The sequence below is a fragment of the Shewanella sp. H8 genome (assembly GCF_040285065.1).
In the GTDB taxonomy this organism is placed as follows: Bacteria; Pseudomonadota; Gammaproteobacteria; order Enterobacterales; family Shewanellaceae; genus Shewanella; species Shewanella polaris.
In genome coordinates this window covers 1,651,958-1,677,893 of sequence record NZ_CP157213.1, presented here as the reverse complement: position 1 = coordinate 1,677,893, position 25,936 = coordinate 1,651,958, and the positions used below count along the sequence as shown (strand labels likewise).

Annotated in this window: 26 protein-coding genes; 10 read left to right on the top strand and 16 right to left on the bottom strand. The window is 39.6% G+C overall.

The genetic code is table 11. From position 1 onward, the window contains the following. The first annotated feature begins 164 nt into the window (after window positions 1–164). Together ABIS04_RS07290 and ABIS04_RS07285 are read left to right on the top strand one after the other, a co-directional pair. Window positions 165–1,628, top strand: coding sequence for a carbon starvation protein A (locus ABIS04_RS07290; RefSeq protein WP_350433045.1), 1,464 nt, complete (start codon window positions 165–167; stop codon window positions 1,626–1,628). A gap of 110 nt (window positions 1,629–1,738) precedes the next feature. Further along, entirely contained in the window at window positions 1,739–2,095 is a 357-nt protein-coding gene (locus ABIS04_RS07285) for a VF530 family DNA-binding protein (RefSeq protein WP_140233908.1), read from the top strand. A gap of 105 nt (window positions 2,096–2,200) precedes the next feature. On the opposite strand, the gene ABIS04_RS07280 is transcribed toward ABIS04_RS07285, so the two are convergent. From ABIS04_RS07280 to ABIS04_RS07270, 3 genes are read right to left on the bottom strand one after another with little or no spacing between them, the layout of a single operon-like run. After that, window positions 2,201–3,139, bottom strand: a complete 939-nt coding sequence (locus tag ABIS04_RS07280) for a hypothetical protein (RefSeq protein ID WP_350433044.1) — start codon at window positions 3,137–3,139, stop codon at window positions 2,201–2,203. Window positions 3,140–3,165: 26 nt separating this feature from the next. Then, window positions 3,166–3,774, bottom strand: coding sequence for a GTP cyclohydrolase II (gene ribA / locus ABIS04_RS07275; protein WP_350433043.1), 609 nt, complete (start codon window positions 3,772–3,774; stop codon window positions 3,166–3,168). A gap of 37 nt (window positions 3,775–3,811) precedes the next feature. After that, window positions 3,812–4,168, bottom strand: a complete 357-nt coding sequence (locus ABIS04_RS07270) for a YibL family ribosome-associated protein (protein ID WP_140233906.1) — start codon at window positions 4,166–4,168, stop codon at window positions 3,812–3,814. 444 nt (window positions 4,169–4,612) lie between these two features. On the opposite strand from ABIS04_RS07270, the gene ABIS04_RS07265 reads away from it, so the two are divergent. Continuing rightward, window positions 4,613–7,060: a TonB-dependent receptor gene (locus ABIS04_RS07265; RefSeq protein ID WP_350433042.1), complete on the top strand. Its 2,448-nt coding sequence runs from the start codon at window positions 4,613–4,615 to the stop codon at window positions 7,058–7,060. Window positions 7,061–7,151: 91 nt separating this feature from the next. On the opposite strand, the gene nrdG is transcribed toward ABIS04_RS07265, so the two are convergent. The 3 genes from nrdG to rssA all read right to left on the bottom strand — a co-directional run bounded on the left by nrdG (window position 7,152) and on the right by rssA (window position 11,295). After that, window positions 7,152–7,631: an anaerobic ribonucleoside-triphosphate reductase-activating protein gene (nrdG, locus tag ABIS04_RS07260; protein WP_350433041.1), complete on the bottom strand. Its 480-nt coding sequence runs from the start codon at window positions 7,629–7,631 to the stop codon at window positions 7,152–7,154. Next, window positions 7,631–9,748 (bottom strand): anaerobic ribonucleoside-triphosphate reductase, encoded by a 2,118-nt coding sequence (gene nrdD / locus ABIS04_RS07255; protein ID WP_350433040.1) that lies wholly within the window; start codon window positions 9,746–9,748, stop codon window positions 7,631–7,633. Before nrdD ends, nrdG begins: the two co-directional genes overlap by 1 nt. Before the next feature lie 602 nt (window positions 9,749–10,350). Next, a complete protein-coding gene (gene rssA, locus ABIS04_RS07250) occupies window positions 10,351–11,295 on the bottom strand; it encodes a patatin-like phospholipase RssA (RefSeq protein ID WP_350433039.1) in 945 nt (314 codons plus the stop codon). Between the two features lie 186 nt (window positions 11,296–11,481). Between rssA and ABIS04_RS07245 the strand changes: the two genes are divergently transcribed. From ABIS04_RS07245 to ABIS04_RS07235, 3 genes are all read left to right on the top strand, one after another. Continuing rightward, a complete protein-coding gene (locus ABIS04_RS07245; protein ID WP_137221336.1) occupies window positions 11,482–12,837 on the top strand; it encodes a DEAD/DEAH box helicase in 1,356 nt (451 codons plus the stop codon). Between the two features lie 120 nt (window positions 12,838–12,957). Beyond that, window positions 12,958–13,395: a DUF3010 family protein gene (locus ABIS04_RS07240; protein WP_137227296.1), complete on the top strand. Its 438-nt coding sequence runs from the start codon at window positions 12,958–12,960 to the stop codon at window positions 13,393–13,395. A gap of 121 nt (window positions 13,396–13,516) precedes the next feature. Further along, window positions 13,517–14,119 (top strand): YgjP-like metallopeptidase domain-containing protein, encoded by a 603-nt coding sequence (locus ABIS04_RS07235; protein WP_140235544.1) that lies wholly within the window; start codon window positions 13,517–13,519, stop codon window positions 14,117–14,119. 1 nt (window position 14,120) lies between these two features. On the opposite strand, the gene ABIS04_RS07230 is transcribed toward ABIS04_RS07235, so the two are convergent. The 3 genes from ABIS04_RS07230 to ABIS04_RS07220 all read right to left on the bottom strand — a co-directional run bounded on the left by ABIS04_RS07230 (window position 14,121) and on the right by ABIS04_RS07220 (window position 16,463). Continuing rightward, a complete protein-coding gene (locus ABIS04_RS07230) occupies window positions 14,121–14,498 on the bottom strand; it encodes a VOC family protein (protein WP_350433038.1) in 378 nt (125 codons plus the stop codon). A 290-nt stretch (window positions 14,499–14,788) separates the two neighbouring features. Next, entirely contained in the window at window positions 14,789–15,886 is a 1,098-nt protein-coding gene (gene opgC, locus ABIS04_RS07225) for an OpgC domain-containing protein (RefSeq protein WP_350433037.1), read from the bottom strand. Window positions 15,887–16,085: 199 nt separating this feature from the next. Next, window positions 16,086–16,463 (bottom strand): GNAT family N-acetyltransferase, encoded by a 378-nt coding sequence (locus ABIS04_RS07220; protein WP_350433036.1) that lies wholly within the window; start codon window positions 16,461–16,463, stop codon window positions 16,086–16,088. A gap of 194 nt (window positions 16,464–16,657) precedes the next feature. Here ABIS04_RS07220 and yedF point away from each other — a divergent pair, with 194 nt between their 5' ends. Genes yedF through ABIS04_RS07205 form a run of 3 tightly spaced genes read left to right on the top strand, consistent with a single transcriptional unit; the run spans window position 16,658 to window position 18,355 of the window. Further along, complete coding sequence (yedF, locus tag ABIS04_RS07215; RefSeq protein ID WP_350433035.1) at window positions 16,658–17,017, top strand: sulfurtransferase-like selenium metabolism protein YedF; 360 nt, start codon at window positions 16,658–16,660, stop codon at window positions 17,015–17,017. Continuing rightward, the gene (locus ABIS04_RS07210; protein WP_350433034.1) at window positions 17,017–18,135 is read left to right on the top strand and encodes an aminotransferase class V-fold PLP-dependent enzyme; all 1,119 of its coding nucleotides are present in this window, start codon (window positions 17,017–17,019) and stop codon (window positions 18,133–18,135) included. The genes yedF and ABIS04_RS07210 overlap by 1 nt, the downstream gene beginning before the upstream one ends. Continuing rightward, window positions 18,128–18,355 carry a DUF3343 domain-containing protein gene (locus ABIS04_RS07205; RefSeq protein ID WP_350433033.1) on the top strand — a complete coding sequence of 76 codons (228 nt, stop codon included), beginning with the start codon at window positions 18,128–18,130 and terminating at the stop codon, window positions 18,353–18,355. The genes ABIS04_RS07210 and ABIS04_RS07205 overlap by 8 nt, the downstream gene beginning before the upstream one ends. A gap of 353 nt (window positions 18,356–18,708) precedes the next feature. Here the strand turns inward: ABIS04_RS07205 and ABIS04_RS07200 are convergent, their stop codons facing one another. The 6 genes from ABIS04_RS07200 to ABIS04_RS07175 all read right to left on the bottom strand — a co-directional run bounded on the left by ABIS04_RS07200 (window position 18,709) and on the right by ABIS04_RS07175 (window position 22,767). Further along, a complete protein-coding gene (locus ABIS04_RS07200) occupies window positions 18,709–19,686 on the bottom strand; it encodes a transposase (protein WP_350433032.1) in 978 nt (325 codons plus the stop codon). A 349-nt stretch (window positions 19,687–20,035) separates the two neighbouring features. Further along, window positions 20,036–20,395, bottom strand: a complete 360-nt coding sequence (locus tag ABIS04_RS07195) for a hypothetical protein (RefSeq protein ID WP_350433031.1) — start codon at window positions 20,393–20,395, stop codon at window positions 20,036–20,038. Next, window positions 20,395–21,249: an RHS repeat-associated core domain-containing protein gene (locus tag ABIS04_RS07190; protein ID WP_350433030.1), complete on the bottom strand. Its 855-nt coding sequence runs from the start codon at window positions 21,247–21,249 to the stop codon at window positions 20,395–20,397. Before ABIS04_RS07190 ends, ABIS04_RS07195 begins: the two co-directional genes overlap by 1 nt. Before the next feature lie 342 nt (window positions 21,250–21,591). Further along, on the bottom strand, window positions 21,592–21,936 hold the full coding sequence (locus tag ABIS04_RS07185; RefSeq protein WP_350433029.1) for a hypothetical protein: 345 nt from the start codon (window positions 21,934–21,936) through the stop codon (window positions 21,592–21,594). Further along, window positions 21,936–22,556: an RHS repeat-associated core domain-containing protein gene (locus ABIS04_RS07180; protein WP_350433028.1), complete on the bottom strand. Its 621-nt coding sequence runs from the start codon at window positions 22,554–22,556 to the stop codon at window positions 21,936–21,938. The genes ABIS04_RS07185 and ABIS04_RS07180 overlap by 1 nt, the downstream gene beginning before the upstream one ends. Then, a complete protein-coding gene (locus ABIS04_RS07175; protein ID WP_350433027.1) occupies window positions 22,510–22,767 on the bottom strand; it encodes a hypothetical protein in 258 nt (85 codons plus the stop codon). Before ABIS04_RS07175 ends, ABIS04_RS07180 begins: the two co-directional genes overlap by 47 nt. Before the next feature lie 274 nt (window positions 22,768–23,041). On the opposite strand from ABIS04_RS07175, the gene ABIS04_RS07170 reads away from it, so the two are divergent. After that, window positions 23,042–24,085, top strand: a complete 1,044-nt coding sequence (locus tag ABIS04_RS07170) for an IS110 family transposase (RefSeq protein WP_350433026.1) — start codon at window positions 23,042–23,044, stop codon at window positions 24,083–24,085. 760 nt (window positions 24,086–24,845) lie between these two features. Here the strand turns inward: ABIS04_RS07170 and ABIS04_RS07165 are convergent. Further along, complete coding sequence (locus ABIS04_RS07165) at window positions 24,846–25,748, bottom strand: RHS repeat-associated core domain-containing protein (RefSeq protein WP_350433025.1); 903 nt, start codon at window positions 25,746–25,748, stop codon at window positions 24,846–24,848. Between the last annotated feature and the right edge of the window lie 188 nt (window positions 25,749–25,936).

Here is a 25,936-nt window from a genome sequence, read left to right as displayed (position 1 = left end):
AAATAAACTCAGCGTGATTTCTACCACACTTGTCGAGTATGTAGCACCGCTCAAGTCAGCTATTTACCGCTTACCTTGCCTTTTTAACCTGTTACTCAGTTAGCCTGCTTTTCATATTGCCGATGTTTTAAAATGACCCCAATATAAAAATGGGGATATAAAAAATGACTTGGTTTCTACTCTGTGTTGGATTACTCATTGGCGGCTATTTTATTTATGGGGCCTTCGTCGAGAAAGTATTTGGGATTAGCACCCAAAGACAAACACCCGCATACACTCATACAGACGGGGTCGACTTTGTGCCTATGTCTAAAGGTAAAGTGTATTTAATTCAATTGCTCAATATTGCAGGTGTAGGTCCAATTTTTGGTCCAATTTTAGGTGCTCTATACGGTCCAGCCGCCATGCTATGGATTGTATTTGGCTGTGTGTTTGCTGGCGCCGTTCACGATTATTTCTCAGGTATGCTATCGGTACGAAACAATGGTCAATCAGTACCAAATTTGGCGGGTAAATACCTAGGTAAAAACGCCAAACACTTTATGAATTTTTTTGCGATTATTCTACTATTGTTAGTCGGAGTGGTATTTATCTCTGCTCCAGCAGGCTTACTCAGCAAATTAACCGGATTTGATGTTGCTATTTTTGTTGGCATTATTTTCTGTTATTACTTAATTGCGACCATAGTGCCAATCGATAAAATCATCGGTCGCTTCTATCCCTTCTTTGGCGCGTTGTTAGTATTCATGTCACTTGGTTTAACCATCGCATTAATGCTTTCAAGCGAACATACCATGTTACCGGGCTTTGAAATAGGTGACTTCTTTACCAACCTTAACCCTAACGATATGCCATTATGGCCGGCATTGTTCATCACGATTGCATGTGGTGCTGTATCTGGTTTTCATGCAACACAATCTCCACTCATGGCCCGTTGTGTTCAAAATGAATCAAATGGTCGTTTTGTATTTTTTGGTGCAATGATTGGCGAAGGCGTTATCGCCTTAATCTGGTGTGCTATTGCATTGTCATACTTTGGTGGTGTAGAAGGTCTTAATGCAGGTATGGCTGGTAACCCTGCTAACGTAGTATATGAAGCATCTAACGGTCTGCTTGGTACCTTTGGTGGTTTCTTAGCCATCCTTGGCGTGATTGTATTACCTATCACATCTGGCGACACCGCATTTCGTTCAGCACGCTTAATCTTGGCAGAGTTCTTTAACATCAAACAAGTCGCGTTACCTAAGCGGTTACTGCTAGCGTTACCATTATTTGCTATCGGTGCAATGTTAACTCAAGTCGATTTTGGCATTATCTGGCGTTATTTTGGTGTCGCAAACCAAACCACTGCTGTATTGATGCTATGGACCGCGGCAGCTTACTTACTTCGCCATAATAAATTTCATTGGATTTGTACCGTCCCTGCTATGTTCATGACCTGTGTTGTTATTAGCTTTATGTTGAATTCATCAACATTAGGTGCAGGCTTACCTATGGTAGTGTCTACGGTAGCGGGTATGGTCACAACATTCATTATTGCTGCAATGATTATTATTAATACCAAAGGCAAAGGTGACATTGATATTGATGATGACGAAGAAAAAGTTGAATTAGCAAATGAACTATAACAATTAATATTGGACAACAAACGGCAGCTTAAGCTGCCGTTTTTGTGTTGATATCACTTTGACAGCAATATGGGTATAATATTACCAAACTCAATTAGCTCGCACGGTCCATGACACAAGCAAACAACCCGCTTCACGGCATAAAACTGGAAACCATTGTTACCGAACTCGTTGAAAAGTACGGTTGGGAACAATTAGGATCTAGAATCAACATTCAATGTTTCAAAGACAACCCGAGTGTAAAATCAAGTTTGAAGTTTTTACGTAAAACACCTTGGGCTCGTGACAAAGTTGAATACTTGTATCTTAAAGCCAACAAATTACCATTACCGCCGCCAAAAGATAATTCTCGCAAACCGGCTAGTCCAAAAGCCGTCACTGCCAGAAAAACACCCACAACCAAAGTCAGTGAGCAAAGCGATAAGCCAAGCAAACCCGTTAATGCTGATATTTGGGGGAATGGTTAACATCATATAACCAATGCAATAGAGCTAACAAATGAGTGTTGTTGTTGCAGCACTTATATGTAGCCTTTATAGTAATGTCAACGCGAAGCGCTACTAACGGAAATGTTAAAGTGGAAATTCGAAAATGATTCGCCACACCTTCAAGCCACCGCCAACCTGATAACTCAAGCCTAAGTGTTTTATTTCGACACTATCCAAGCCAATAGCAGCAAAATTAATCGGTTTTGAAAATGCCAGAGTGGCGCCTATTTCGTAGGTATATGAGGTCAGTACATCTTTGCCAACAGGGGTAACAAACTTGAGTTGGTTAAAATACCAATGTCCGGCAACAAACATCCGTGGCTCAACCCGCATATCATCCCATTGCCAATCATAATTAAAGCCAAAGTCGACACCACTTTTTAAAACAGAGTACCCTTCCGTACTGTCGTTTTGATTACTTTTGTAACCGGCATAGTAAATTCGATTAACCCATACAGGGCTATAATCAGCTGAGCCAAAGCGATACAAGGTCGATAAGCCAGTCGAAAAAATACCCACATGGCTATAAGTGGAGAAATTATGTCCGTAACCTAAGTCAACATAGGATTCGACCGTTAATTTATCGTCCACTAGCCAATGGTATTCAATCCCTGGTGTTAAGGTAATCGTACCAACATTTTTCGGTAAACTGCCACCGGGCAAATCATTAAATGAATAATCAAAAAAACCAAACGATGTGGTAAATCGCAGTTTTAATAAATGGTCTGCAGATTTTTCTAGCTCAAAGCCTAACGGCACATTAACCACCGCGGCACTTTGGCCTGAGGTACGGTAAATACCACTGCCTAAATAACTAGCAAAAGCATAATGGGAAGCGTCAGGTTCACTGGTAAGCTCATCAGCAAATGCAGAGTGTGTTAGGCAACTTAAGCATAAAATAGTCGCCACAGATAAACACAAGGAGGTTAATAAAGAAAATACAGCGGAAGGTTGGCAATGCAACAAACGTAAACGACGACACGATGATAAACCTAAAAGCCCAATTATTTGCCCTTGCTCCATCACCATACCGTTATTATTTCGTCACTTTATTCATCGTGAAAATGGTATTCCGACATCAGATGACCGAGTTCAGTCGACTTAGTCTTTAAATATGATTCGTTATAACGGTTTTTACCCACTTGCAATGGAATACGTTCAACGACTTCAATACCAGCATCTTGCATAGCGGTAACTTTACGAGGATTGTTGGTCATCAACCTCACTTTAGTCACACCAATTTTCTCTAGCATTGGTAAAATCATATCGTACTTACGCATATCAGCTTCAAAACCTAACTGCAAATTGGCTTCGACCGTATTGGCACCAGCATCTTGTAACTCATAGGCTCGAATTTTATTGAGTAAGCCAATGCCTCGACCTTCTTGACGCAAGTACAACAAAAAGCCTTGACCTTTTTCTGCCACATTTTGCATTGCCGCTTGTAATTGAAAACCACAATCACAACGTAAACTAAATAACGCATCACCAGTCAAACATTCAGAATGAATACGACCTAGCATAGGTTGAGTAGGATCCAGCTGACCAAATGTCAACGCAACGTGTTCTTTACCTGTGGCGGTATCTTCAAAACCGTGCATAGCAAAAACACCCCAAGGAGTGGGTAACTTAGATGTTGCGATATATTTTATCGACATGAATTAACCTTACGACGACTAACTGTAAAAGATAATATTAAAACTTTGCAGGAGCAAAACCAGTGACTTCTTTAATGCCCATTTCTCGGCCTAATGCCGTCAAAGGGTGAACGACAATTAAGCCTTTAACTGATTTATTTAATTTTCCCATATCGGCTTGTTCAGCTTTGGTTAGTGGACGTTTAAACCCTAACGCTTTTAATGCTGAGCCTTCTTGGCTAAATTGGCGAGTTTGTTGGCCTTTAATACTTGCTATTCGCTTAGTAACAGCTGCCACTTCTTTTTTAAACTGCACGACAACAGCGGCGTCGCCACGTTGTTCAGCCGCAGCCAACTTGCGACGAAACTTGTCTAATTTATCATTCAATGTTTGCAGTTCTAGCTTTAAATTCATTTGATTACCTTAAATGCTTTGGTGTGTTTAGTGAATCGTTACACTTAAACGTTTATCACAACACCGTTTCGGAGGCAGATTATATACCCAAAACCACCTAAGATGCGAATAGCAAACGCTTCATATATGAATGTACTGGTAAAGTATTTCATCTCGAACATATATTCCAAGTATCGTTGCATTATATCAAACAATCAATGCCACCTTAAAGCACATCTCATTCATTAATCGCAGCAATGTGTGTTTATTCACAGTACCGAACGTTACCTCAGAGTTTATAGCCTTGAACCTACCTACAGTCATGTTTAAATCTTACTCAATCCGCTTGATTTAACAGCATTCAAATCATTTCCGCTTGTTTTTTTTACATATAGCGCTAGAAATTATTGTAATGATTATAATAATCGTTATCATTCGCAATACAATTAACAAAGGCCACACATTATGAAGCCACTACACCTCTCTTTACTTGCTATTGCATGCCAAAGTGTCTTGTTTCCTTTTTATGCCCAAGCACAAGCACCAATTAATACTGCAGAATCTCAAGCATCATCAACCGATTATGAACGCATTACCGTATATGGCCGACAAAACCAAGTGGTGAGAAATTCTGGCCTTGCCACTAAATCAGACATGTCACTAATGGAAACACCCGCTGCGGTTGTGATTGTTGATGAAGCATTGATCGATGCCCAGGGTGTCAGCAATATGCAAGACCTAGTACGAAATATCAGTGGTGTGACTCAAGCCGGTAACAATTATGGTATTGGCGATAATTTAGTGATCCGAGGATTAGGCGCTAACTATACCTATGACGGCATGTACGGCGGCGCAGGCCTTGGCAACACTTTTAACCCAACACGCTCGTTAACTAATGTTAACTCAGTCGAAGTATTAAAAGGCCCTGCAACGGGCTTATACGGCATGGGGAGCGCCGGTGGCGTAATTAACTTAATTGAGAAAAAACCTGAGTTTGACAGCCAACACGTTTTTGAAGCCGAAGTGGGACAATGGGATACTTATTCATTAATGGCCGACAGCACGGGCGGGATCACTGATGATATAGCCTATCGTGTAGTAGCTAAAAGCGCGCACAGTGATGGCTACCGCAATTTGGGTACCGACAGAGATGAAGTATATGCCTCAATGAAGTTTGTATTAGACGATAACCAAAATCTGATGCTGTCTGCTGCTTACATTAACGATGCGATCCCCGTTGACTCTATTGGCCACCCTATCCGTATTTACAATGCAGAGTCAGCAGATGGTAAAACAGCAGGAGAAGTTAATTGGCAAGATCTCGTCAATGATCCCACTAGCAATGGTGTACAACTCACCGATGCACAGCGCCAACAACTTGCAGACTCACTAGATGCCAGTGATGGGCAAACACCTTATGCATTTGGCCATAATGGTTTAATTTCACCAATGGCAAAAGACAATGAAGGTGAAGAGCTTCGCTTTAAGCTAACTCATAATATTTACCTTACCGACAACCTCTTCTTAAACCAGCAGTTACAATACCGTAATTATGAAACTAGCTTTGCTCGTCAAACAGGAGCTTATAACTACGTATATTCGGAACGTAATGGTGTGATTAACCAAAATCCACGAGCACCACTTGTTGAGAACGATGTGCTGTATCCTTATGCCGCTCGACGTCAGGAATACCGTAAAGTCTCAGCTGATGAAAAGTCATGGCAGTACTTTGCTGATTTACGCTACGACTTTGATATAGGTAACATTGAAAACGAATTATTGATCAATGCAAACTTTGAAGATCGCGATATTAGCTTTAAACAATATTCGATTTGGGATGCTGACTATACGCTGAAAGATAGCAATGGTGATGTGTCTTATCAAGGTACCCTGCCCTACATTTATGACATCCGTAATCCTAATTGGGCCGATGGTGAATTTGAAGATTACGACCCATTACTCACCAGCAACTATAACAAGTCTGTTACTGCATGGGGATTAGGAGTGCAGCATGTTGGTTACTTGGGAGCAGGTTTCACCAGCCGTATTGGCGTAGCCTTTAACGAAATAAAGCAAAGTTATGAACACTTAGGCGTTGATTCTCGTTACAGCAGCAGTTTAGCTGCACCACAACCAGAAGCAGATACCACTGATAACGGCATAACTTACAATTTAGGCCTAACCTATATGCCTACTGACGATATCTCTATTTTCGTTAACCACTCTAAAGGCCGTACGGCATACAGTGTGTTAGGTGATGTAACAGGCAATGAAGCTGACCGTGAAGATTCGCAATCAATTAGCAATGATTTAGGTATTCGTGTCAAAGCGTTTGATGATCAACTATTAACATCATTGGTGTTCTTTAAATCATCACGGACTAATATTGCTTATGCGAATCCAGATTATGACAGTAGCGCGGTCACGCCTGACATTGACCCGTACTTTTATGATGGTAGCGAAGACACCAAAGGGGTTGAGTTAGACCTTAATGCCTACCTAAGTGAACAATGGAAAGTGAATCTTAACGCGGTATACCAAGATGCTAGAGACAACCAAAACCCAAATAGCAGCAGCTATGGTCAACACCAAAAAGGTGTTCCTTATGTTACCGCAAGTGCTTGGGTGACTTATGCTGCAGAATTGGGATTGCCAGCGCCCTTATCGATTAGTCTTGGTGCCGAGCACGTTGGTGAACGCAGCACTAACTCTAGCTCATTCGGTATTCCAGACGGTTATGTGCCTGGTTATACCGTGGTCGACACAGCCATTAGTTATGATGTTGAACGTTATAAAATTCAGCTGAATATTAATAACTTATTTAACAAGTCATACTACGAAAAAGCAATGTTTTTGGGTGGTCTACCCGGCGAAGAGCGTAATGCAAAGTTAACCGTAACGTATCGTATTTAAGAACGTGACAATTAGGTAATAAAAAGCACTGTCTTTGACAGTGCTTTTTTATGCCAATCTAAGACTGACCCGAACGTTTAATAAAACCCTATTAACTAGGATCATCATGATTAAAGCGATGAATCACCTGATTGCTGCTTCCGCGCCACAATAGCGCGGGGTCAGCTTTATCTTGTTCAAACTTACCGTCAATCATCACATCAACTAAATTGATTATATTTTGCTGTGCGACACTAAGATCGGCCAATTGATAACCGGTCCACAGCCAAATGTCCTTACCAGGGCATTCATTCTTTACTCGCGCAACCAGTTTTAATATAGCATCGAGATTAGCGGGATGCAGTGGATCGCCACCACTTAACGATAAGCCTCGGCGATAAATACGACTGTCGGTTAGATCTTTAATGATTTGATCTTCTAACGCTTGGCTAAATTCATGCCCAGCATCCACACGCCAAGTGCTTTGGTTATAACATCCCTTACAAGCATGCTCGCACCCACTGACAAATAACGTACAGCGGGTGCCCTCACCGTTGATCACATCAATACTATGATAAGCACTGTAATACATTATAAATGCTTCACTCTGCGTTTGACTTCTTCTTGCTTGCCAAAATTGAATGGTCTTGCATCTGGGCTGCCCAGATAACCACACACTCGACGAATAACGGATACTCGGCTAGGCTCATGGTTTCCACATTTAGGGCACACAAACCCCTTACTTGTACAATTGAACTCACCAATGTAACCACAATCATAACACTCATCAATAGGCGTGTTAGTGCCGTAATATGGCACTCGGCTGTAGCTATAATCCCAAACATTTTCAAGCGCTTCTATATTATTTTGCATGTTGGGGTATTCGCCGTAGCAAATAAATCCACCATTGGCTATAGCTGGATATGGTTGTTCAAAATCAATTTTGTCATAAGGGTTTACACTTTTTTCAACATCAAGATGAAAACTATTGGTGTAATAACCTTTGTCTGTTACCCCTGCCACTACACCAAATTGCGCGGTATCAAGCTGACAAAAACGACTGCATAAGTTTTCACTTGGTGTACTGTATAAACTAAAGCCATAACCTGTTTCTTGCTTCCAAGATTCAGTCGCTTGCTTTAAATGATTAATGATAGCGACAGCTTTTTCACGTAATTCTATGTTATCAAACACATGCTTTTCATTGCCATACAAAGCATTTATGGTCTCATGCAGGCCGATAAAGCCTAATGAAATTGATGCTCGACCATTTTTGAAGATTTCACTAACATCATCATCAGCATTTAAACGCACGCCACAAGCACCTTCCATATACAAAATAGGTGCAACACGGGCTTTGACTCCCGCTAAACGTGCAATGCGAGTATCTAATGCTTTGCGAGCGATTAACAAACGCTCATCAAGTAACTGATAAAAACGCTGTTCATCTTTACCCGCTTCTAAAGCAATGCGCGGTAAATTGAGGCTTACAACACCTAAATTATTACGACCTTCGTGCACCAATTGACCATCCTCTTCGTAAGTACCTAAAAAGGATCGACAACCCATTGGAGTTTTAAATGAACCAGTGACTTCCACCACTTGGTCATAATTTAAAATATCAGGGTACATGCGCATAGTTGAACAAGTTAACGCCAACTTTTTAATATCATAATTAGCGTCTGTTGCTTTATGATTAACACCGTCTTTAATGGCAAAGACCAATTTAGGAAATACTGCAGTTTTACGATTTTTACCGAGGCCAGCCATACGTACAGTTAACATTGATTTTTGAATTAAGCGACACTCCCATGACACGCCTAACCCAAAACCGAAAGTAACAAACGGTGTTTGGCCATTAGCGGTATGCAAGGTATTGACTTCATATTCAAGTGACTGAAATGCGTCATGACATTCTTTTTCGGTTTGCGTCATCGCATAACCTTCTACGTCAGCCACTTGCCATTTTTTTGCCACAGCAAGATGTTTTTGATAGCTGATTTGTACAAACTCAGCTAACACTTCATCAATACGGTTAATCGTTGTGCCACCATAAATATGACTGGCCACCTGAGCAATAATTTGTGCCGTAACCGCCGTTGCGGTAGAAATAGATTTTGGCGGCTCAATTTCAGCATTACCCATTTTAAATCCATGGGTTAACATGCCGGCCAAATCGATTAACATGCAGTTAAACATTGGGAAAAACGGTGCGTAATCTAAGTCGTGATAATGAATTTCACCCTTTTCATGTGCTTCGACAACATCTTTAGGTAGCAAATGAGTTTTAGCGTAATGCTTGGCGACAATACCAGCGAGAAGATCACGTTGAGTTGGAATAACTTTGGCATCTTTATTGGCATTTTCATTTAAAATTGAGTTGTCTGATTGCTCAACTAAACCTCGGATCGCACAGTTTAATTTACTTTGTGCTTCACGGTGTTTGTCTCTGTCATGGCGGTACTCGATGTAATGACGCGCCACAGATTTAAAAGGCCCCGACATCAGTAAGTTTTCAACAGCTTCTTGTAGTTCGAGAATATCTACTTCGGTTTTCGCAGCCATTTGCTGTTCAACCGTTTGCGCTAACTGCAGTGCATATTGGTCATCAGCTTGCCCCGCAGAGTCCATTGCAGCCACCACAGCCTCTTTAATACGACATCCATCAAATGCAGTACGGCATCCATCTCTTTTCACTACAACAAGCATACAGCTATCCTCGCAAGCACTACATATAGCGCTAAAATTCAACACAAACACAAGATAGAGGGTATTAGACACGCTAATCAGGAGTGTTACTTTGATCCAGATCATAATTGTCGGCAGTACTTATTGTGAAAAACACCTTGCTGTTAGCCATAAATAATGTAGGGATTTACAGAGAACAAATACCACAGAAAAATTTAAAATTGTTTAACGAGATGGATGTCTTTAGCGATAAAGCCTGCCATCTCCAAACATCATCAGCGTGTTAGCCTACGGCCATATTAATTACTATTAGCTGAACATTCCTAATCGATCACTAATAGCTAGTGGATTTGTCTTTAGTAGCAAGCATTTAGGGCAAGGAAATAAAACCAAATAGAAAGGTAATAATCAATTGCAATTCTCGGTAACGATATGCCTATAGAGAAGAGATAGATAAGTTGTCCGACAGAAAGGTAAAAAGTAACCTAGAACAATGATGTACATTGGATAATAAATTTGATGTATAACAGGGCCTAATCGTGTCATACAAACATTTATAAAATGTTATAGACTTCAAAATAGCCGTGCCACACAAATGCAAGCACGACCAAAATAGTAAACCGCTATTTACTATTTAACGTTGCTTTGAGTAAATGTTGAATATCCATTACAGCTTGTTCGCCGGCAATAATGGCTTCTTTGGCACGGTGAAACTCCATAGTGCCAATATCACCGACATCAGGCACAATACAAATATCAGGTGGCTCCCCCATTAAACGTGAGCGTTTATGGCGTTGCTCTAAAATATCCATTGATTGCGACATAACAGCCAACATACCTGGATGGGATTTTGAACTGCCAAGAGCAAACTTATCAGATAAGCCATTCATGTAATCTTTGCCTTTACCCCATAAATCCATAAAGCCAGATTCAAGCTCGCGCTTTTCATCGATAGGCTCAGACTTAGTCGCTTTTCGGCTTTTTACTTGCTCTGGAATTAAGTGCATTTGCCCACGACGATGACCGTTTAAATCCACCGCAATAACGATATCGACTCCCATAGAACGCGCTAATGACACTGGCACAGGGTTAACTACGGCACCATCAACTACCCAGCGGTTTCCTTGCTGAACAGGCGGCAAAAAACCCGGCATTGAACACGAGGCTCGAACCGCATGGCGTAAGTCACCTTCTTTAAACCAAATTTCTTGACCAGAATATAAATCTGTTGCCACCGCAGCAAAGGGGCGCTTCAATTGTTCAATATTGAGATCACCAATACGATTAGCCAATACATCAAATACCTTTTCACCACTGATTAAGCCGCCTTTACGCCAACCCAAATCCATTAATCCAAGAACATCCCAACTCGAAAAGCCGCTCACCCAAGTTTCAAGTTCTGCCAAATGATTATTTGAATAAGCTGCACCGACTAAAGCTCCAACAGAACAACCAGCAATTTTATCAGGATAAATATCTAATTTTGCTAAACCATTTAACACCCCAATGTGGGCCCAACCTTTCGCCGCTCCACTGCCTAGCGCTAATCCCACGGTGAGCTTTGTCATCTTAATTCCTTTCATGCTCGATATATTAACTCTTTACAATATTATTTGGTTCAATAAACCACTAGTGATGCCAAGCAAAGACAAAAATGTAAAGCTAAAAAATAGCATAACTAAAGCGACTCTTGTTGGCTATAGCAAGGTGAAACCGTTATAATCCTTGGCTAGCATTTTTTAGGGGATTTACCTTTGCAATTTACCGATTTTTCGTTGGACAAGCGCCTGCTTGACAGTTTAAAGCACCTTGGCATAACTACGCCTACCGATGTTCAAGCGCAGGCACTGCCCATTGCCTTATCAGGTAAAGACTTAATGGCATCTTCTAAAACGGGATCGGGTAAAACCTTAGCGTTTTTATTGCCTGCTATGCAACGGGTAATATCCACCAGAGCATTGTCTAAAAAAGATCCTCGGGTACTTATCTTATTACCGACTCGTGAATTGGCCCAGCAAGTTTATGGCCAATTACGTTTATTAGTCGCCAATACCCAATATAAAGCCATTAGCGTACTCGGCGGTGAGAACTTTAACGACCAAGCTAAAGCCTTGTCTAGAGATCCACACTTTATTGTCGCCACCCCAGGACGTATTGCAGATCACTTACAACAACGTCATTTATATTTAAACGGCTTAGAGTTATTGGTTCTTGACGAAGCTGACCGCATGCTCGATTTAGGCTTTGCACCACAATTAAAAGCCATTAACGATGCCGCAGATCATAAACGTCGTCAAACACTGATGTTTTCGGCCACATTAGATCATGACAGCATTGGCGACATTGCAGCAACCTTGCTCAAAACGCCCAATCATGTGTCTATAGGCGAATCTTACACCGAGCATAAAGACATTGAACAACGAATTATTTTGGTTGATCATTTAGACCATAAACAAGCCTTGCTAAAACACATTTTAACGCAAGAACAACACAAGCAAGTCATTGTGTTTACTGCCACTCGCTCTGACACAGACCGAATTGCGACATTATTGGCCGCAGAAGGTTTTGTCACCTCAGCACTCAGTGGCGACTTAAAGCAATCGGCCCGTAACCAGATTATGGACCAATTTGCTCGAGGCCAATCACAGATACTTGTGACGACAGATGTGGCATCACGCGGCCTCGATTTAGTTAACGTATCGTTAGTGATTAACTTTGATATGCCAAAGTTTGCCGAAGAATATGTACACCGTATAGGCCGTACAGGTCGCGCAGGCGCTAAAGGCGACGCGGTATCATTTGTAGGCCCTAAAGATTGGGACAGCTTTAAAAAAGTACAATTATTTTTACGTAAAAACTTTGAGCCTACTGTTATTGAGGGCTTAAGAGCTAAATTTAGCGGTCTAAAAGATAAGCCTCAAGCAAGCAAAGCGGGTACAAGTGCAAAAGCTGCTGTCATCAGCAAAAGAGTTAGTGCGCCTAAAAAACCTAAAGCTGCACCAAAGAGTGATAAACGCTTTATTACTGGCGTTGATGTCGGCGACGCGCCAGTACGTCGTAAAGTCAAACCGATTCAAATTATTGAAGACGACAGCACAGTAGAAGATTAACTCGCACTCAAACAGCTATAGCCAAATAATGAATGTAGGGTAATCCATTACCTTACAACAAATGAACGATAACGAGCATGCCAATGGCACTCTCGAATGAATAAACTAGTAAGGATTAACATGAAAATTTGTGGTGTTGAATTAAAAGGCGGCGAAGCCATTATTTGTTTACTGACCTATGAAGGTGAAACATTTAATGTACCAGCATGTCGTAAAGTGTCATTCAGTATTTCACAATCGGCAACGACTGAATCAATTCGCGAATTCAACTTTGCGTTTCAAAAACTCATGACCGATTATAAGGTCGATGAAATTGCGATTATTGAACGTGAACAAAAAGGTAAATTTGCTGGCAGTGCTACCAGCTTTAAACTTGAAGCAGCAATTCAATTAAGTGATATTCCTGTATCACTTATTTCTCCTGTGATAATCAAAGAGCAATTAAAACGTAACCCGCCACAAGTTGACTTTGATTCATTGGATCTAAAACGCGTCCAACTTAATGCTTTTGACGTTGCTTATGTTCAGCATAATAGACTCATCTTCGGTAAAGTGTAACTTACTGCTGCCAATGTTCTTATTGGCATTACCGATATCCATACAGACATCGGTAATGCCAACATAAATCAGTTAATCTATGTCAGACACTAAAGCTAAAGCTCCTAAAGCACCTCCTAAAATGCCGATTAAGTCGGCAAGCCAAGCATTAAAACCCAAAACCGACATAAGTCAGTTAATCACCAGTGCCGACATCAAAAAAAGGCAGAGTGAACAAAGCGCGTTACGTTATTTGAGTGGTTATCAGCCAGATATTGTAGATAAAATTAGCCAATTAGTGGATACCAAAACATTAGGCGCCCACTTTTTAACCCGTTACCCAAAAATGCACGACATTCGTACCGACAAAGCCTTATACGATATGGCCATTGAATTAAAAAACACCTATATGCGTCAATCAGACCCATTAGCCAAAGTGATTTTTGATGACAAAATTAACTTAAGCCATCATGCCTTAGGTTTACATTCTTATGTTAATCGACGTCAAGGTAATAAAGTCAAAGCTAAAAATGAAATTAGGATTTCATCTCGCTTAAAGCACATCCCATTTGAACTCCTGCAAATGGTGGTAGTACACGAACTGGCTCACCTGCGCGAAAAAGATCACAACAAACCATTTTATCAACTGTGCACTTTTATGCTGGCAGATTACCACCAGTTAGAATTTGATATGCGAGTTTGGTTAGTTGCAGAAGAAGTCGGCCAATCGCCCTACGCGAAATAAATTATACAGTTTGAACCCACCAAGGTGGATTTAAACGGTTATCACCCGCCCAATACAGTTTGAGCTTATTGCCGCTGGGATCGAATAACACCGCTTCACGCCATAAATAAGTTTCATCTGTCGGCATTTGGCTAAATACGATGTCTTTCTCTAGTAATTCATTCACCCACTCATCAAGTTTAGAATGTTCAAAGTAAATCACCGCGCCATGAGTCATAGGCTCAGACTCTAATGACAGCGAAAAAGAGCTCTCACCCATTGGGCATTCAAAACGAGCGTAATGCGGCGTATCCACGATTAAGGTAAAGCCTAAAATTTGATAAAAGCTAACGGCCTTATTCATATTCGACACAGGCAATGTCACTTGATTGAGATTCATATCATGCCCCTGATATCAGACCAACGTTTTTGATAAAAAATACTGTTTCATCATAAAATATCTTGCTGGGCTACCGGCAAACTTAATGATAATAAGCCGTGTCCTCTAAACGAACAATGGCTTTTCTAGGCATCGTCATCTTAAAATATCATTTCCAAAGAGTAAATAAATCGTAGTTTAGCTGTTAATATTTAGTCGATAAAAATAGATATCCGTATAATTGAGCCATATACATTAATTAATGCATATGCATTATAATTTTAATGACAACATTAGTTCAACATGCAATATCACTTAATTAATAATTTAACATACCCAACACTTATATATTTTAGGATAAATTGAAAACGCTTTGATGGTACTTTTTTTAGTGAAAAATTAATACGACAAATAAAGTAAAAGAAAAATAAAATCAATAAATATAACAAAAATGTAAACTGATACTCATCATAAATCGAGTATAATATACAATTTCCAAAACTAAAAAGTATTAACGATGACGAACCAAACAAAAGTAATGGACTTAAATAAATCTGCTTCACATAGTGAGCAGTTAAAAGAGAAAATTCAATAAATAAAATAGAAGACAAACAACCAAATAAAAAATATGGGTAGGCATTGCTATTACGTAATGACATCCCCGACAAATCATCAATAGTCATATTACCAGTTGCATAAAGTGCAAACAAAGATGACAACAATACAACGCAAGCCATTAAAATATGACGGTTTTTATCATGTTTAATAATACTTGAACGTGAACCTTCATTTTGCAATACAACTGAAAGATAAAATCCTAATAAAATAAAAACAAAAGAATGTAAAACTGAGGGACCAGCAACGATTTCACCTCCACCATAAGTCATAGCAGATAAGTAGTGGCCAAAAGGTATAAAGGTAATGGGTTTTAATAGTGAAAAAAAGCTAAGTATATGAGGAATAAAACTTAAACCAATCGCGTATTTTAAACCATATCGAGAAATAAACAGTAATAAATACGGTGCAGAAATTAAAATTAAAGTGTAATATTTTAAAATATCAGTAAAAGGTGTACCGCCTAAAAAAATCATCATTCTTAATGTATAAGCAATACTATATTGCATAGACAGACCTAATAAAACGCAACTTAACGCATATAAAACATAACATTGAACCGCCCTTGTCCAAAGTTTTATTTTAATAAATGCAAATCCAGACTCATTCATTTTTCGTAAATATATTCGATGCAAAAAAAATCCAAAAACAACAATAAATAGTGGGGTAGAAGTTCTGAATACAAGATTCATAGACAATCCTGCATTATAATGTAATGCTGAAAATGTATGTGATGTCATCGCAAAAAAAATCGCAATACCTCTAGCGAGATCTAACCCGATAATACGATTCATAATATATTTCTCTTTATATTCACGAGCCTGTAATAATCGCCTTTAAAAATTATTCTCTTAACTGTAAACATAAGTAGAAAAATCACAAAGTATCGAAAATTTGTTTATTGTTCATGTAAATGGTGAGTATACAACGTTTGAAATTGTTACACCATTAACTAACTTTACTCCTGAACATATGTGGAATAATGATGTTTTATCATAAATACTGTTTCATCATAAAATATCTTGCTGGGCTACCGGCAAACTTAGGTACTGTACCTATGATGTTAAACCCTAGCTTTTGGTAAAAACGCGGCGCTTGAAAATCTAACGTATCAAGTTGCGCAATCAGGCAACCGCGCTTAATCGCTACGACTTCGGCAATTTTCATTAATTCTTGACCTAATCCCTTACCCCTATATAAATCATCTACCCAAACCACATTGATAAGAAAGTTATTATAAATGGTACGACCTGCTACACCTCCGATGATTTCACCCTCATCATTACGCGCAACGATGGTGAGTGGCTCAGTGGTTTTATCACCTAAATGTTCAACGTTAAATTGACATAAACCAGTAGTGAGCAAAGCCAATCATTATATACGTTTTGAACAATATAAAATCTTTTCACAAATAAAGCATAACCAATTGTAAATTAATACATTTAAGTGAGTTAGCGGGGAAAAATCCAATTGTATTGTCTGTGTCGCACTTGTGACAATAGACATATATGATAATCAAATAAAAATATATAATGTTCCAAACTCATTAGACAATTGGAGTCAAAATGAAACAGAATAAAGATAAATTAGTAAGAAGTGTTATTAACATCAGCTCAAGTAAAATGGGCGCTGGTGATGACGACTTAGGTGATATTCTAATGCAGTCATTTATTAACTCTCTTATTCAATTAGACCCATTACCTTCCACCATTATCTTATATAACTCTGGTGTTCTATTATGCACCAACGATTCTGCAGTTATAGAGTCTCTTAACGCCTTAGAAGCTAAAGGGGTTAATATTTTGTTATGTGGAACATGTGCTGATTTTTATAATATAAAAGATAAGATTGGTGCTGGCACAATTTCTAACATGTATACCATTGTAGAAACCTTAAACCGTTCAGATAAAATTATTAATCCTTAATGATGAATTTATATTTTGATAACGGTGCAACCTCTTTTCCAAAACCGCCACAAGTGTCTCAAGCTATAGCTCAATATTTAGATGTCGATGGGGCGCCCTATGGTCGATCTTTCTATGAAAAAGCTTTTAAGGTGTCATCTGAAGTAGAAGAGTGCAGAGATTTACTGGCTGGTACGCTATCAATCCCTAACCCAGAAAGATTGTCTTTTACCCCAAATGCAACATTTGCTTTAAATTCAGTTATTAAGAATTTTAACTATAAACATAAACGCGTATTGGTATCACCTTTAGAACATAATGCTGTCATGAGGCCTTTACATTATTTAAAAGAAAAAATGGCAATAGAGGTTGAATTTCTACCAGCAAGAAAAGATGGCACTATCGATATTGATAAAGTGAATATTAATAAGTGTGATCTCGTCATCATTTCCCATATGAGTAATGTAAATGGTGTTATACAACCAATTAAAGCCTTAAAAAATATTCTCGAAGATGTTCCCATACTGTTAGATGCTGCACAATCTGCTGGGCATATTCCTATAGATGTTAAAGATTGGGATATCGACTTTTTAGCGATTACGGGTCATAAATCTCTGCTAGGTCCAACAGGCACCGGAGCGCTTTATACATCACCGAAATATACCATTGAGCCTTTATTACATGGTGGAACAGGAAGTCATTCGGAATTTTTAAGTATGCCAGAGGATTATCCAGACTTATTTGAAGCAGGAACACCCAACATTGCGGGTATTTATGGGTTACATGCCGCACTCAAAAATAGGCCTCAACCACTCCATTCTCAAGATGCTTTTAATACACTGTTAAACAAACTAGCCGCTATTGATATCATAAAACTGTATGTATCTACGGATAGAAATAACCAAGGTGAATTGTTTTCATTTAAATCCAAGGATCACAGTGTTTCTGAATTAGCGTTTAAGTTATACAAAGATTTTGGGATCCAAACTAGAGTCGGTCTACACTGTGCTCCGGTTGCTCACTCATATTTAACTGGTTCTCCAGAAGGATTGATACGTATTGCGCTGTCACCGTACCATAGTGATGAAGATTTAGACTATTTGTACAACGCTATAAAAAGATGTGTTAACCATGGATAATAATATTTTATACCTCTTCAATAATACAAGGGCGGTCATTTTAGCTCACAAAGCTATTCGTCAAATGAATCTTAAGAGCTTAATCATACCCGTTCCTAGAAGTATTAGTTCACAGTGTGGTATGTGTATTGAGACTACAAAAATCAATGAAATTGATATAGATACTACCCTAGAAGAATTAAATATCGCCTTTAAAAAGTACTCTGGCTATAGCAAGTAGTAATCGCTTAATTACTTGTTGATTGAAATAATCACCAATCAACATACATAAACAGAATATTTAAAGACCCCCATTTTAAACGATGATAAAAAGTCATTTAATAAATACAAACTATAACGTTTGTTAATCGACAAATATGGACAGCCATATTAAAACAATAACATAGTGTCATTTTGATTGGCGATCAAACAAGAGAAGTAACTTAAAAGCGAAATGACCGATTAACCGTGATTTAAATGAATGATGAGTAACGAAATAAGTAAATATCAGTGAAAAATAGAGATTTCTGGCAGTAGTATCCTAACCCATATAATTTGGAGCCTTAAGCGGTTATGGATTCGATATGATTTAAGTTAACCCGCTTTTAAATGCTGACAACAACTCGCGAAGTGTCGTCGGCGTTTCTCTAAATGTTCACAATAGTGAGTCAGCTCTTGAAGTGTGCCCACTGGGCCGTGAAATAGCTTGCCAAATTCAGTGGTGAGTTTAAGCCAGTTATCTTGGGGGATATTTAATCTTGCGAGTAACTTAGTGCTATTGGCACTGATAGCGCCACGCTTATCGTTACGAATAATACGCCCTGTATCATCAACCAATTCAAGATAATCTTGCAGCGAAAATGCAATCCCTTTAGGTTGGTTGTTTCGCTCATTACCAATGAAAGTCAGTAGACTTTTGGGCTGCTCGCCTTTTAATGCCGCCTTAATACGCAGTTGAATGCTGGTATGGTCTGATTGCTCCGGACTCTCTACCATCTTGGCTCTGATAGGGTTGAGGTCAACATAAGCCATACAAGCAAGTACTGCGGCTTCATCAAGTAGCGCTTGAGATTTAAATCTACCCTCCCAGAAGCGCCCCGTACAGTTATCTTCTTGATTTGCTTGTCTTGCTATTGGCTCATTTAAACAGCGCATGAACCAAGAAATATCACATAAACGACTGCGATAAGTCGCAATAGAATGTTTCAACCTGAGCACTTCATGGGCTTCAACTAATTCACCTTTAACAAATTTTTGAGTTAATTCATCACCGTTAAACAGTTTATGCCACTGCTCAAGTACCTCACGGTCACTCCAGCAATTTGCAGTTTCGATATCAATCCGTAATACCACGTGTAGATGGTTTGACATCACAGCAAAGGCGGCAACATCAATAGCGAAAACATCAACTAATTCAAGTAATAGAGATTCGACCCAACCACGGCGATGATTGTAGTTCCGACCAGAAATTTTATCATCGCCACAAAGGTAAGCACGCCGTACTACACGGCTACAACAGTGATAAAATGGCGTGTCTTCGACACTAATCTGGGTTCTACGAGGACGTGGCATAACAAACTCCTACATTTAAAACTTTTTTGAGTTTAGTAGAAGATGTTAAATCACGCGATTTATTGTGGCTGTCCACTTTTGTTACTTTATTTATTGTGGCTGTCCACTTTTGTTACTTTTGTTATTGTGGCTGTCCACTTTTATTATTGCGCGTAGTAGAAGATGTTAAATCACGCGATTTATTGTGGCTGTCCACTTTTATTTGGCACCAAACGGATTTTTTCATTGAGGCGCTCAGCCATCCTTGAAAACAAATCCAAGCCAGCTACGCCAACTAGAATGGTTCATTGAAAAACAAAGCCCCGCTCCCATCAGAGGGCGAGGCTTTGGATTCAAATGAAATTAAAAATTATTTATCGTTTGCTACATCTTCATCAAACCACACATGTTCTTCTTTTCCTCCCAACATAAACCTGTAGCCATAAGGAAGTGCCATGTATATTGCAACTTCTGGACGGTGTTCAATAATGTGGGAGAAATGCACAGTTATTAAACTCTCGGTATTTCCATCGTACTGATCAGTAGTCAACCACCACCCACTCATATGTTCTGGTGAAGGGTATCTGACACCTTCAAGTGGGTCTCCTTCATAAACCCCTTTAGAGATGACCACTAGTTGCTCTTGATCGATTGGAGAATATTGCGACTTAAAGTTCTCGCAACACTCCTGCTGTACACTTAATACTTCTGAATATCTATCTTTCATCATTATTGATTCATTTTTCTTTTCGCCTGAGTAACTTCGCCAGCTTGTTTTGCACTGCACGATTTACAATGAGGCATTAATTTCTGTGGGTTGTTGGAGGTATTTAATGCATTTGGTGGTTGATGGTCTGGTATAAAATTACCACTTTTGGTTCCCGCATCGGTACTACCACAGGTATGACAACCACTTTCACTCCCCATTTTATTAATTTCTGTCCTTTCCGACTTCGTGAAGTTTCTTTCAGGCCCACGAGCTGGAATCGAACCATTTGCAAACTTTCCGGGCTTCAAAGTATCTGATTTCTTAATTGCTTGAGCAAGCTTTTTAATCTTTTGAACTGACTTTGCAGGGTTTAGAATCCCTTGAGCGGACTCTTTAATCGCTCCCGAAAGGTTTACCGAACCAGTCGTTACATAATTTAGTGCTGCTCCAACAGCCACATCAGCTACAAACTTAACAGCAAAATTTAAAAATTCACCGTTAGGATCGGTATATTTGTACGGATTATTATTAACGTATAAGTAACGGTTAAACGACATTACTGGGTTAGATGCAGTAAACCCAACTGGATCATTCGAATAGAAACGACCTATAACTGGATCATAGTATCGTGCCTGCATATAACTCAGGCCCAAATCAGCATCATATTTATGACCGGTATAACCTACGTCATCACGCTTCTGTTCGATTTCTTCACCAAAGGCTTTGTAATGTGAAAGCGTAACGATTTGTCCTGCACTATTGGTTTCTGCAACCGGTGAGCCTAATAAATCGCTGTGTACAAATGTCACTCCCGCAACCGCAATGCTACTGGGAAATAATATCAACATCGCTAAAATTTGTAATAGATTTTTCATAGCTCGATACCACCGCCTGATACTTTGCACGTTATTGTGAGTGATTTAGATACGGTAATTAGAATGAGTGGCCATATGCTTCTGTGGTCTTCACACACACACAGGAAGCGTTTATCAAATACTCGGTGAAGGTTCAAAAGCTGAGGTCCAGATGAAAGACTTTGAACTCCTTCGCCACGGCTTCAGTCCTGAGCAGATCACCCAATTGAATTTGGCACCAAACGGATTTTTTCACTAGACGCTGAGTTAAAAATAAAAATCTCGCTAGTTCGAAGCTAATTCGATCCATTTTGCTTCAAAAGCAGCCCAAAAAAAAGCCCCTTTCGGGGCTTTGGATTCAAGCTATTTTTCTAATTCAGTTAAGTAGTTTTGGCAGCGATCTTTAGTTAGTTCACCTTCCAATTTGGGATTAGCTAACTTATAAACTGTATCATTAATTAGCGTTTCGAATTCCTCATCAAAATCTATATCCTCCCTCATTTCGATAAGGTTTGCCCAGTGCTCTAGCTCCTCAGCACTTTTGTTTCCAGCTAAAAATGAGCAAAGTGATGATACTAATTCATTTCTTGTTAAGATCAGAGGCTCACCTTCGAAATCCCAATCCAATGTATTCAATTGAGAAGAAATAATATCTAGCGGCTTTTCAAAATCAAAAAGGTCTTGCAAGAATTTATATCTATTTTCCATTAATGAAACTCCTGATCTGTCATTTTGTCTTTTACGTGGACAATCTTATCATCTGGCGCGTAAGTTGTTTTCGTTGCTTGAATCGTTTTACCACTAGAGTTAATTTGTTTTTCATACACAGCTTTTGATCCCGGAATATTAGCAGCAGGTGATGTAGCCTGTGCAACCACTCCTCCGTTTGGCAACTTACCGACAGTAATTTTATCTTTAGCATTACTCGGTGCGCTTTTTATAAACCTGTTGAGGTTGGAGCCTAACTTCTCAACTTCACCACCAAATCCTGTAACGATATCGATAGCAGCAAACACATCATCAGCAGTAAACTGTCCATCGGCTAGTGTCGCAGCATTATTTACAAAATCAGCAATTTCATCCTTACCTGCTTTTTTAAAGTCCCAACCATTTTTTGATGCTTTTCTAACTACATTAAAAGCAGCCTTTACCAGTTTTGCAGCCTGCCCATCGGGATCAACATACTTGTATGGATTGTTGTTAGCATATACATAGCGATTGAAGTTATGCACATTAGAAAACCCTTTCGGATCATTAGAATAAAACCGTCCTATAACTGGATCATAGTATCGTGCCTGCATATAACTCAGGCCCAAAATCAGCATCATATTTATGACCGGTATAACCTACGTCATCACGCTTCTGTTCGATTTCTTCACCAAAGGCTTTGTAATGTGAAAGCGTAACGATTTGTCCTGCACTATTGGTTTCTGCAACCGGTGAGCCTAATAAATCGCTGTGTACAAATGTCACTCCCGCAACCGCAATGCTACTGGGAAATAATATCAACATCGCTAAAATTTGTAATAGATTTTTCATAGCTCGATACCACCACCTGATACTTTGCACGTTATTGTGAGTGATTTAGACACCTTCGTCGTTAGTCCCGTCGAATTATCTGTGATGATTGCCCCAACGGTACCCGTTTTACTTTCACTTACATTACGACAGTAGTAACTGAACGTTTTTGGACTAACCACACCCGTAGTGTTGAACAGCCAATTAAAATGGGTGATGAGATGGACGCTCCCTAATACGGCGTCAATGCGCCAAACTGATGTTGAACCATACAGTTACTTAAGGAGCGTCCACCATGAAAGTTACCACTATTGCGATTGATTTGGCAAAAAATGTTTTCCAAGTTTTAGGAATGGATAGCCATGCAATGCAAGTCTTCAATAAACGTTTAAATCGCACTCAACTGGTTGAGTTTATGTTGCAACAACCCCATTGCGATGTGGTCTTTGAGGCTTGTTATTCATCCCATTACTGGGGACGAAAATTTCTTGCTATGGGGCATAACGTTAAACTCATTCCAGCACAACATGTCACCCCGTTCGTGCGAGGCAGTAAAAATGACAACAATGACACAATGGCGATTTTTGAAGCCAGCTTTAGGCCAAACATTCGTTTCGTGCCAGTGAAAACCGAAGAGCAGCAAGAAATATTGATGTTACACCGAGTCAGAGAACGATTAGTGAAAGAGAAAACTGCCTGCACTAATCAAATTAGGGGGGTATTAGTCGATTTTGGGATTTGCTTTTCCCAAGGTTATAAAGCATTTGAAGTGGCTATGTGGGACATCATTAACGATGCGTCACAACGTCCCATTATTAAACTGATGGCTAATGATTTCAGGGATGAATATCAAAGTGTTAATACACGTTTAGACAGAATTAATACCTTGATAAAAAAGCTTGTCGAACGTGACCCTAATGGCAAAATTTTATTAAGCATTCCAGGTGTCGGGCCCATTATCGCGTCAGCGTTCGTCGCGTCAATTGGCAGAGGTCAGGCGTTTAATACTGCTAAAGAACTGGGTGTGTGGCTGGGGTTAACCCCAAAGCAATTTGCCTCTGGCCATCGAAGTGTTAATGGCAGTATTACCAAACGAGGTAACGGCTATTTACGCAAACAGCTTATTCATGGAGCCAGAACCGTCGTCAGCCATGCGAGTAAAAAACAAGATGATTTAAACCTCTGGATAACGCAGCTAAGAAGCCGAAAAAGCATCTGCAGTACGGTGGTTGCCACGGCTCATAGACTCGCCAGACTGATATGGATTTTATTACAAAAACAAGTGTCTTATGCTCCGCAATATGCAGCAAATCAAGGAGCAAATCATGGTACTTGTTAACACTGTTGTCGCTATCTTGCAGAGCTCGGTCTGGCCAAGGACTCCGAGTCCGACTGGGTGATAAGAGCCGCAAGATAGCACATTAAATACTCACCAGGGTTGTTGTGAACGATGAAGAAATGGCTCAGTCCAACCAGTGCTAGCCCGAATAGGCCAAGGATAGGAAAAACCTAATCCGCATGGGTGTTTCAATTGACCGGCGCAGTGGTACGGATTTCATTAGGGGCGCAGCTTGGCTGTTAAGCCCGTATATATGGCAGTACAACCGCTTCTAGCGGTAAATGAGCACATCGAAAGCAACGATAAGAGTGAGAATGTTGTACAGAAAACTAAGGCCAAAAAGCCTTCGGTGAGCAGAGTATTATCTTGACTCACTGGGAGCGTCCATATATGGCCATATTATTCTAAGGAAAATAGCCGCTAACAAAAAAGCCAAGGCAGCTAAGAAATTAACTGCTTTGGCTTTTTGCATTTTTTTATTTAATAAAAGAGTAAGCAACAATTAAATGAGATCTATTCTCAAGTGTCACCGACCCCTTTTATTTTACTTAATGTCTCTTTTTCCATATTTTGAAATACTTTTACGGTAAGAAAAGTATGATATAGAGGTTAAAAAAACTAGACAGACCACAGTAAAACCTAAACCACGAATTAAACCATTTTCAATTGATATTACTCCACCGCATATTAATGATAAGAGGAAATAAGCTATTAATTGAACTTTATATAATCTAAAAAAATTCATTCACATTTAACCTTTTTATAAGTTTTCTTTTACTTTCTTATCCGCAACGGAAATCCCTAGATCTGTGGCTTTATTTGCTAAGCCTGTTGCAGCAGAAGTAGTTTGCCCAGCAGTATTACCAACCATAGCGCTTCTTGTAGTGCTAGAAATTTGAGAAGCAATACCTCCAGCATTAGACATGCTATCTAACTTACCAGCAAAAGAATTACCAACCTTACCACCGACTAATCCACCAGTAGCGCCACTAACAGTACTTATAGCTGCCTTAGAAACAGAAATGGAATCTCCATTTGCTACATCTTGTCCCATAGAGCCAACACCACTTGCAGCAGCACTCACAGCCGTTGTCTGTTTAACTGCTTTACTGGCAGTTATAGCTCCTTTAACAGCTTGGGTTGCAGCTCTCCCTGCAAAGCCACCTGTAACAGCACCTACAACACCCGCTATTGCTATATCTGTCATATCTATATCTTGACCTGTCGAAATTTGAGCGACTAACTCTATCCCTGCTCCAATCACAGCGCCCCATAAAAACTCACCGTTAGGATCGGTATATTTATACGGATTATTGTTCACATACATATAGCGGTTAAATGACATAACAGGATTTTTTGCTGTATATCCAACAGGATCATTCGAATAAAAATGCCCGATAAGTGGATCGTAGTATCGTGCCTGCATATAACTCAGGCCCAAATCAGCATCATATTTATGACCGGTATAACCTACGTCATCACGCTTCTGTTCGATTTCTTCACCAAAGGCTTTGTAATGTGAAAGCGTAACGATTTGTCCAGCACTATTGGTTTCTGCAACTGGTGAGCCTAATAAGTCGCTGTGTACAAATGTCACTTCCGCAACCGCAATGCTACTGGGAAATAATATCAACATCGCTAAAATTTGTAATAGATTTTTCATAGCTCGATACCACCACCTGATACTTTGCACGTTATTGTGAGTGATTTAGACACCTTCGTCGTTAGTCCCGTCGAATTATCTGTGATGATTGCCCCAACGGTACCCGTTTTACTTTCACTTACATTACGACTATAAAACGATGCTATAAAACGATGCCACTATAAAACGATGCCACTATAAAACGCTAA

What these genes read in the sequence shown, in the direction of transcription:
- ABIS04_RS07290 (WP_350433045.1), top strand. Translation starts at nt 165, where the DNA reads ATGACTTGGTTTCTACTCTGTGTTGGATTACTCATTGGCGGCTATTTT.
- ABIS04_RS07285 (WP_140233908.1), top strand. Translation starts at nt 1,739, where the DNA reads ATGACACAAGCAAACAACCCGCTTCACGGCATAAAACTGGAAACCATT.
- ABIS04_RS07280 (WP_350433044.1), bottom strand. Translation starts at nt 3,139, where the DNA reads ATGGAGCAAGGGCAAATAATTGGGCTTTTAGGTTTATCATCGTGTCGT.
- ribA (WP_350433043.1), bottom strand. Translation starts at nt 3,774, where the DNA reads ATGTCGATAAAATATATCGCAACATCTAAGTTACCCACTCCTTGGGGT.
- ABIS04_RS07270 (WP_140233906.1), bottom strand. Translation starts at nt 4,168, where the DNA reads ATGAATTTAAAGCTAGAACTGCAAACATTGAATGATAAATTAGACAAG.
- ABIS04_RS07265 (WP_350433042.1), top strand. Translation starts at nt 4,613, where the DNA reads ATGAAGCCACTACACCTCTCTTTACTTGCTATTGCATGCCAAAGTGTC.
- nrdG (WP_350433041.1), bottom strand. Translation starts at nt 7,631, where the DNA reads ATGTATTACAGTGCTTATCATAGTATTGATGTGATCAACGGTGAGGGC.
- nrdD (WP_350433040.1), bottom strand. Translation starts at nt 9,748, where the DNA reads ATGCTTGTTGTAGTGAAAAGAGATGGATGCCGTACTGCATTTGATGGA.
- rssA (WP_350433039.1), bottom strand. Translation starts at nt 11,295, where the DNA reads ATGACAAAGCTCACCGTGGGATTAGCGCTAGGCAGTGGAGCGGCGAAA.
- ABIS04_RS07240 (WP_137227296.1), top strand. Translation starts at nt 12,958, where the DNA reads ATGAAAATTTGTGGTGTTGAATTAAAAGGCGGCGAAGCCATTATTTGT.
- ABIS04_RS07235 (WP_140235544.1), top strand. Translation starts at nt 13,517, where the DNA reads ATGCCGATTAAGTCGGCAAGCCAAGCATTAAAACCCAAAACCGACATA.
- ABIS04_RS07230 (WP_350433038.1), bottom strand. Translation starts at nt 14,498, where the DNA reads ATGAATCTCAATCAAGTGACATTGCCTGTGTCGAATATGAATAAGGCC.
- opgC (WP_350433037.1), bottom strand. Translation starts at nt 15,886, where the DNA reads ATGAATCGTATTATCGGGTTAGATCTCGCTAGAGGTATTGCGATTTTT.
- yedF (WP_350433035.1), top strand. Translation starts at nt 16,658, where the DNA reads ATGAAACAGAATAAAGATAAATTAGTAAGAAGTGTTATTAACATCAGC.
- ABIS04_RS07210 (WP_350433034.1), top strand. Translation starts at nt 17,017, where the DNA reads ATGATGAATTTATATTTTGATAACGGTGCAACCTCTTTTCCAAAACCG.
- ABIS04_RS07205 (WP_350433033.1), top strand. Translation starts at nt 18,128, where the DNA reads ATGGATAATAATATTTTATACCTCTTCAATAATACAAGGGCGGTCATT.
- ABIS04_RS07200 (WP_350433032.1), bottom strand. Translation starts at nt 19,686, where the DNA reads ATGCCACGTCCTCGTAGAACCCAGATTAGTGTCGAAGACACGCCATTT.
- ABIS04_RS07195 (WP_350433031.1), bottom strand. Translation starts at nt 20,395, where the DNA reads ATGATGAAAGATAGATATTCAGAAGTATTAAGTGTACAGCAGGAGTGT.
- ABIS04_RS07190 (WP_350433030.1), bottom strand. Translation starts at nt 21,249, where the DNA reads ATGAAAAATCTATTACAAATTTTAGCGATGTTGATATTATTTCCCAGT.
- ABIS04_RS07185 (WP_350433029.1), bottom strand. Translation starts at nt 21,936, where the DNA reads ATGGAAAATAGATATAAATTCTTGCAAGACCTTTTTGATTTTGAAAAG.
- ABIS04_RS07180 (WP_350433028.1), bottom strand. Translation starts at nt 22,556, where the DNA reads ATGATGCTGATTTTGGGCCTGAGTTATATGCAGGCACGATACTATGAT.
- ABIS04_RS07175 (WP_350433027.1), bottom strand. Translation starts at nt 22,767, where the DNA reads ATGAAAAATCTATTACAAATTTTAGCGATGTTGATATTATTTCCCAGT.
- ABIS04_RS07170 (WP_350433026.1), top strand. Translation starts at nt 23,042, where the DNA reads ATGAAAGTTACCACTATTGCGATTGATTTGGCAAAAAATGTTTTCCAA.
- ABIS04_RS07165 (WP_350433025.1), bottom strand. Translation starts at nt 25,748, where the DNA reads ATGAAAAATCTATTACAAATTTTAGCGATGTTGATATTATTTCCCAGT.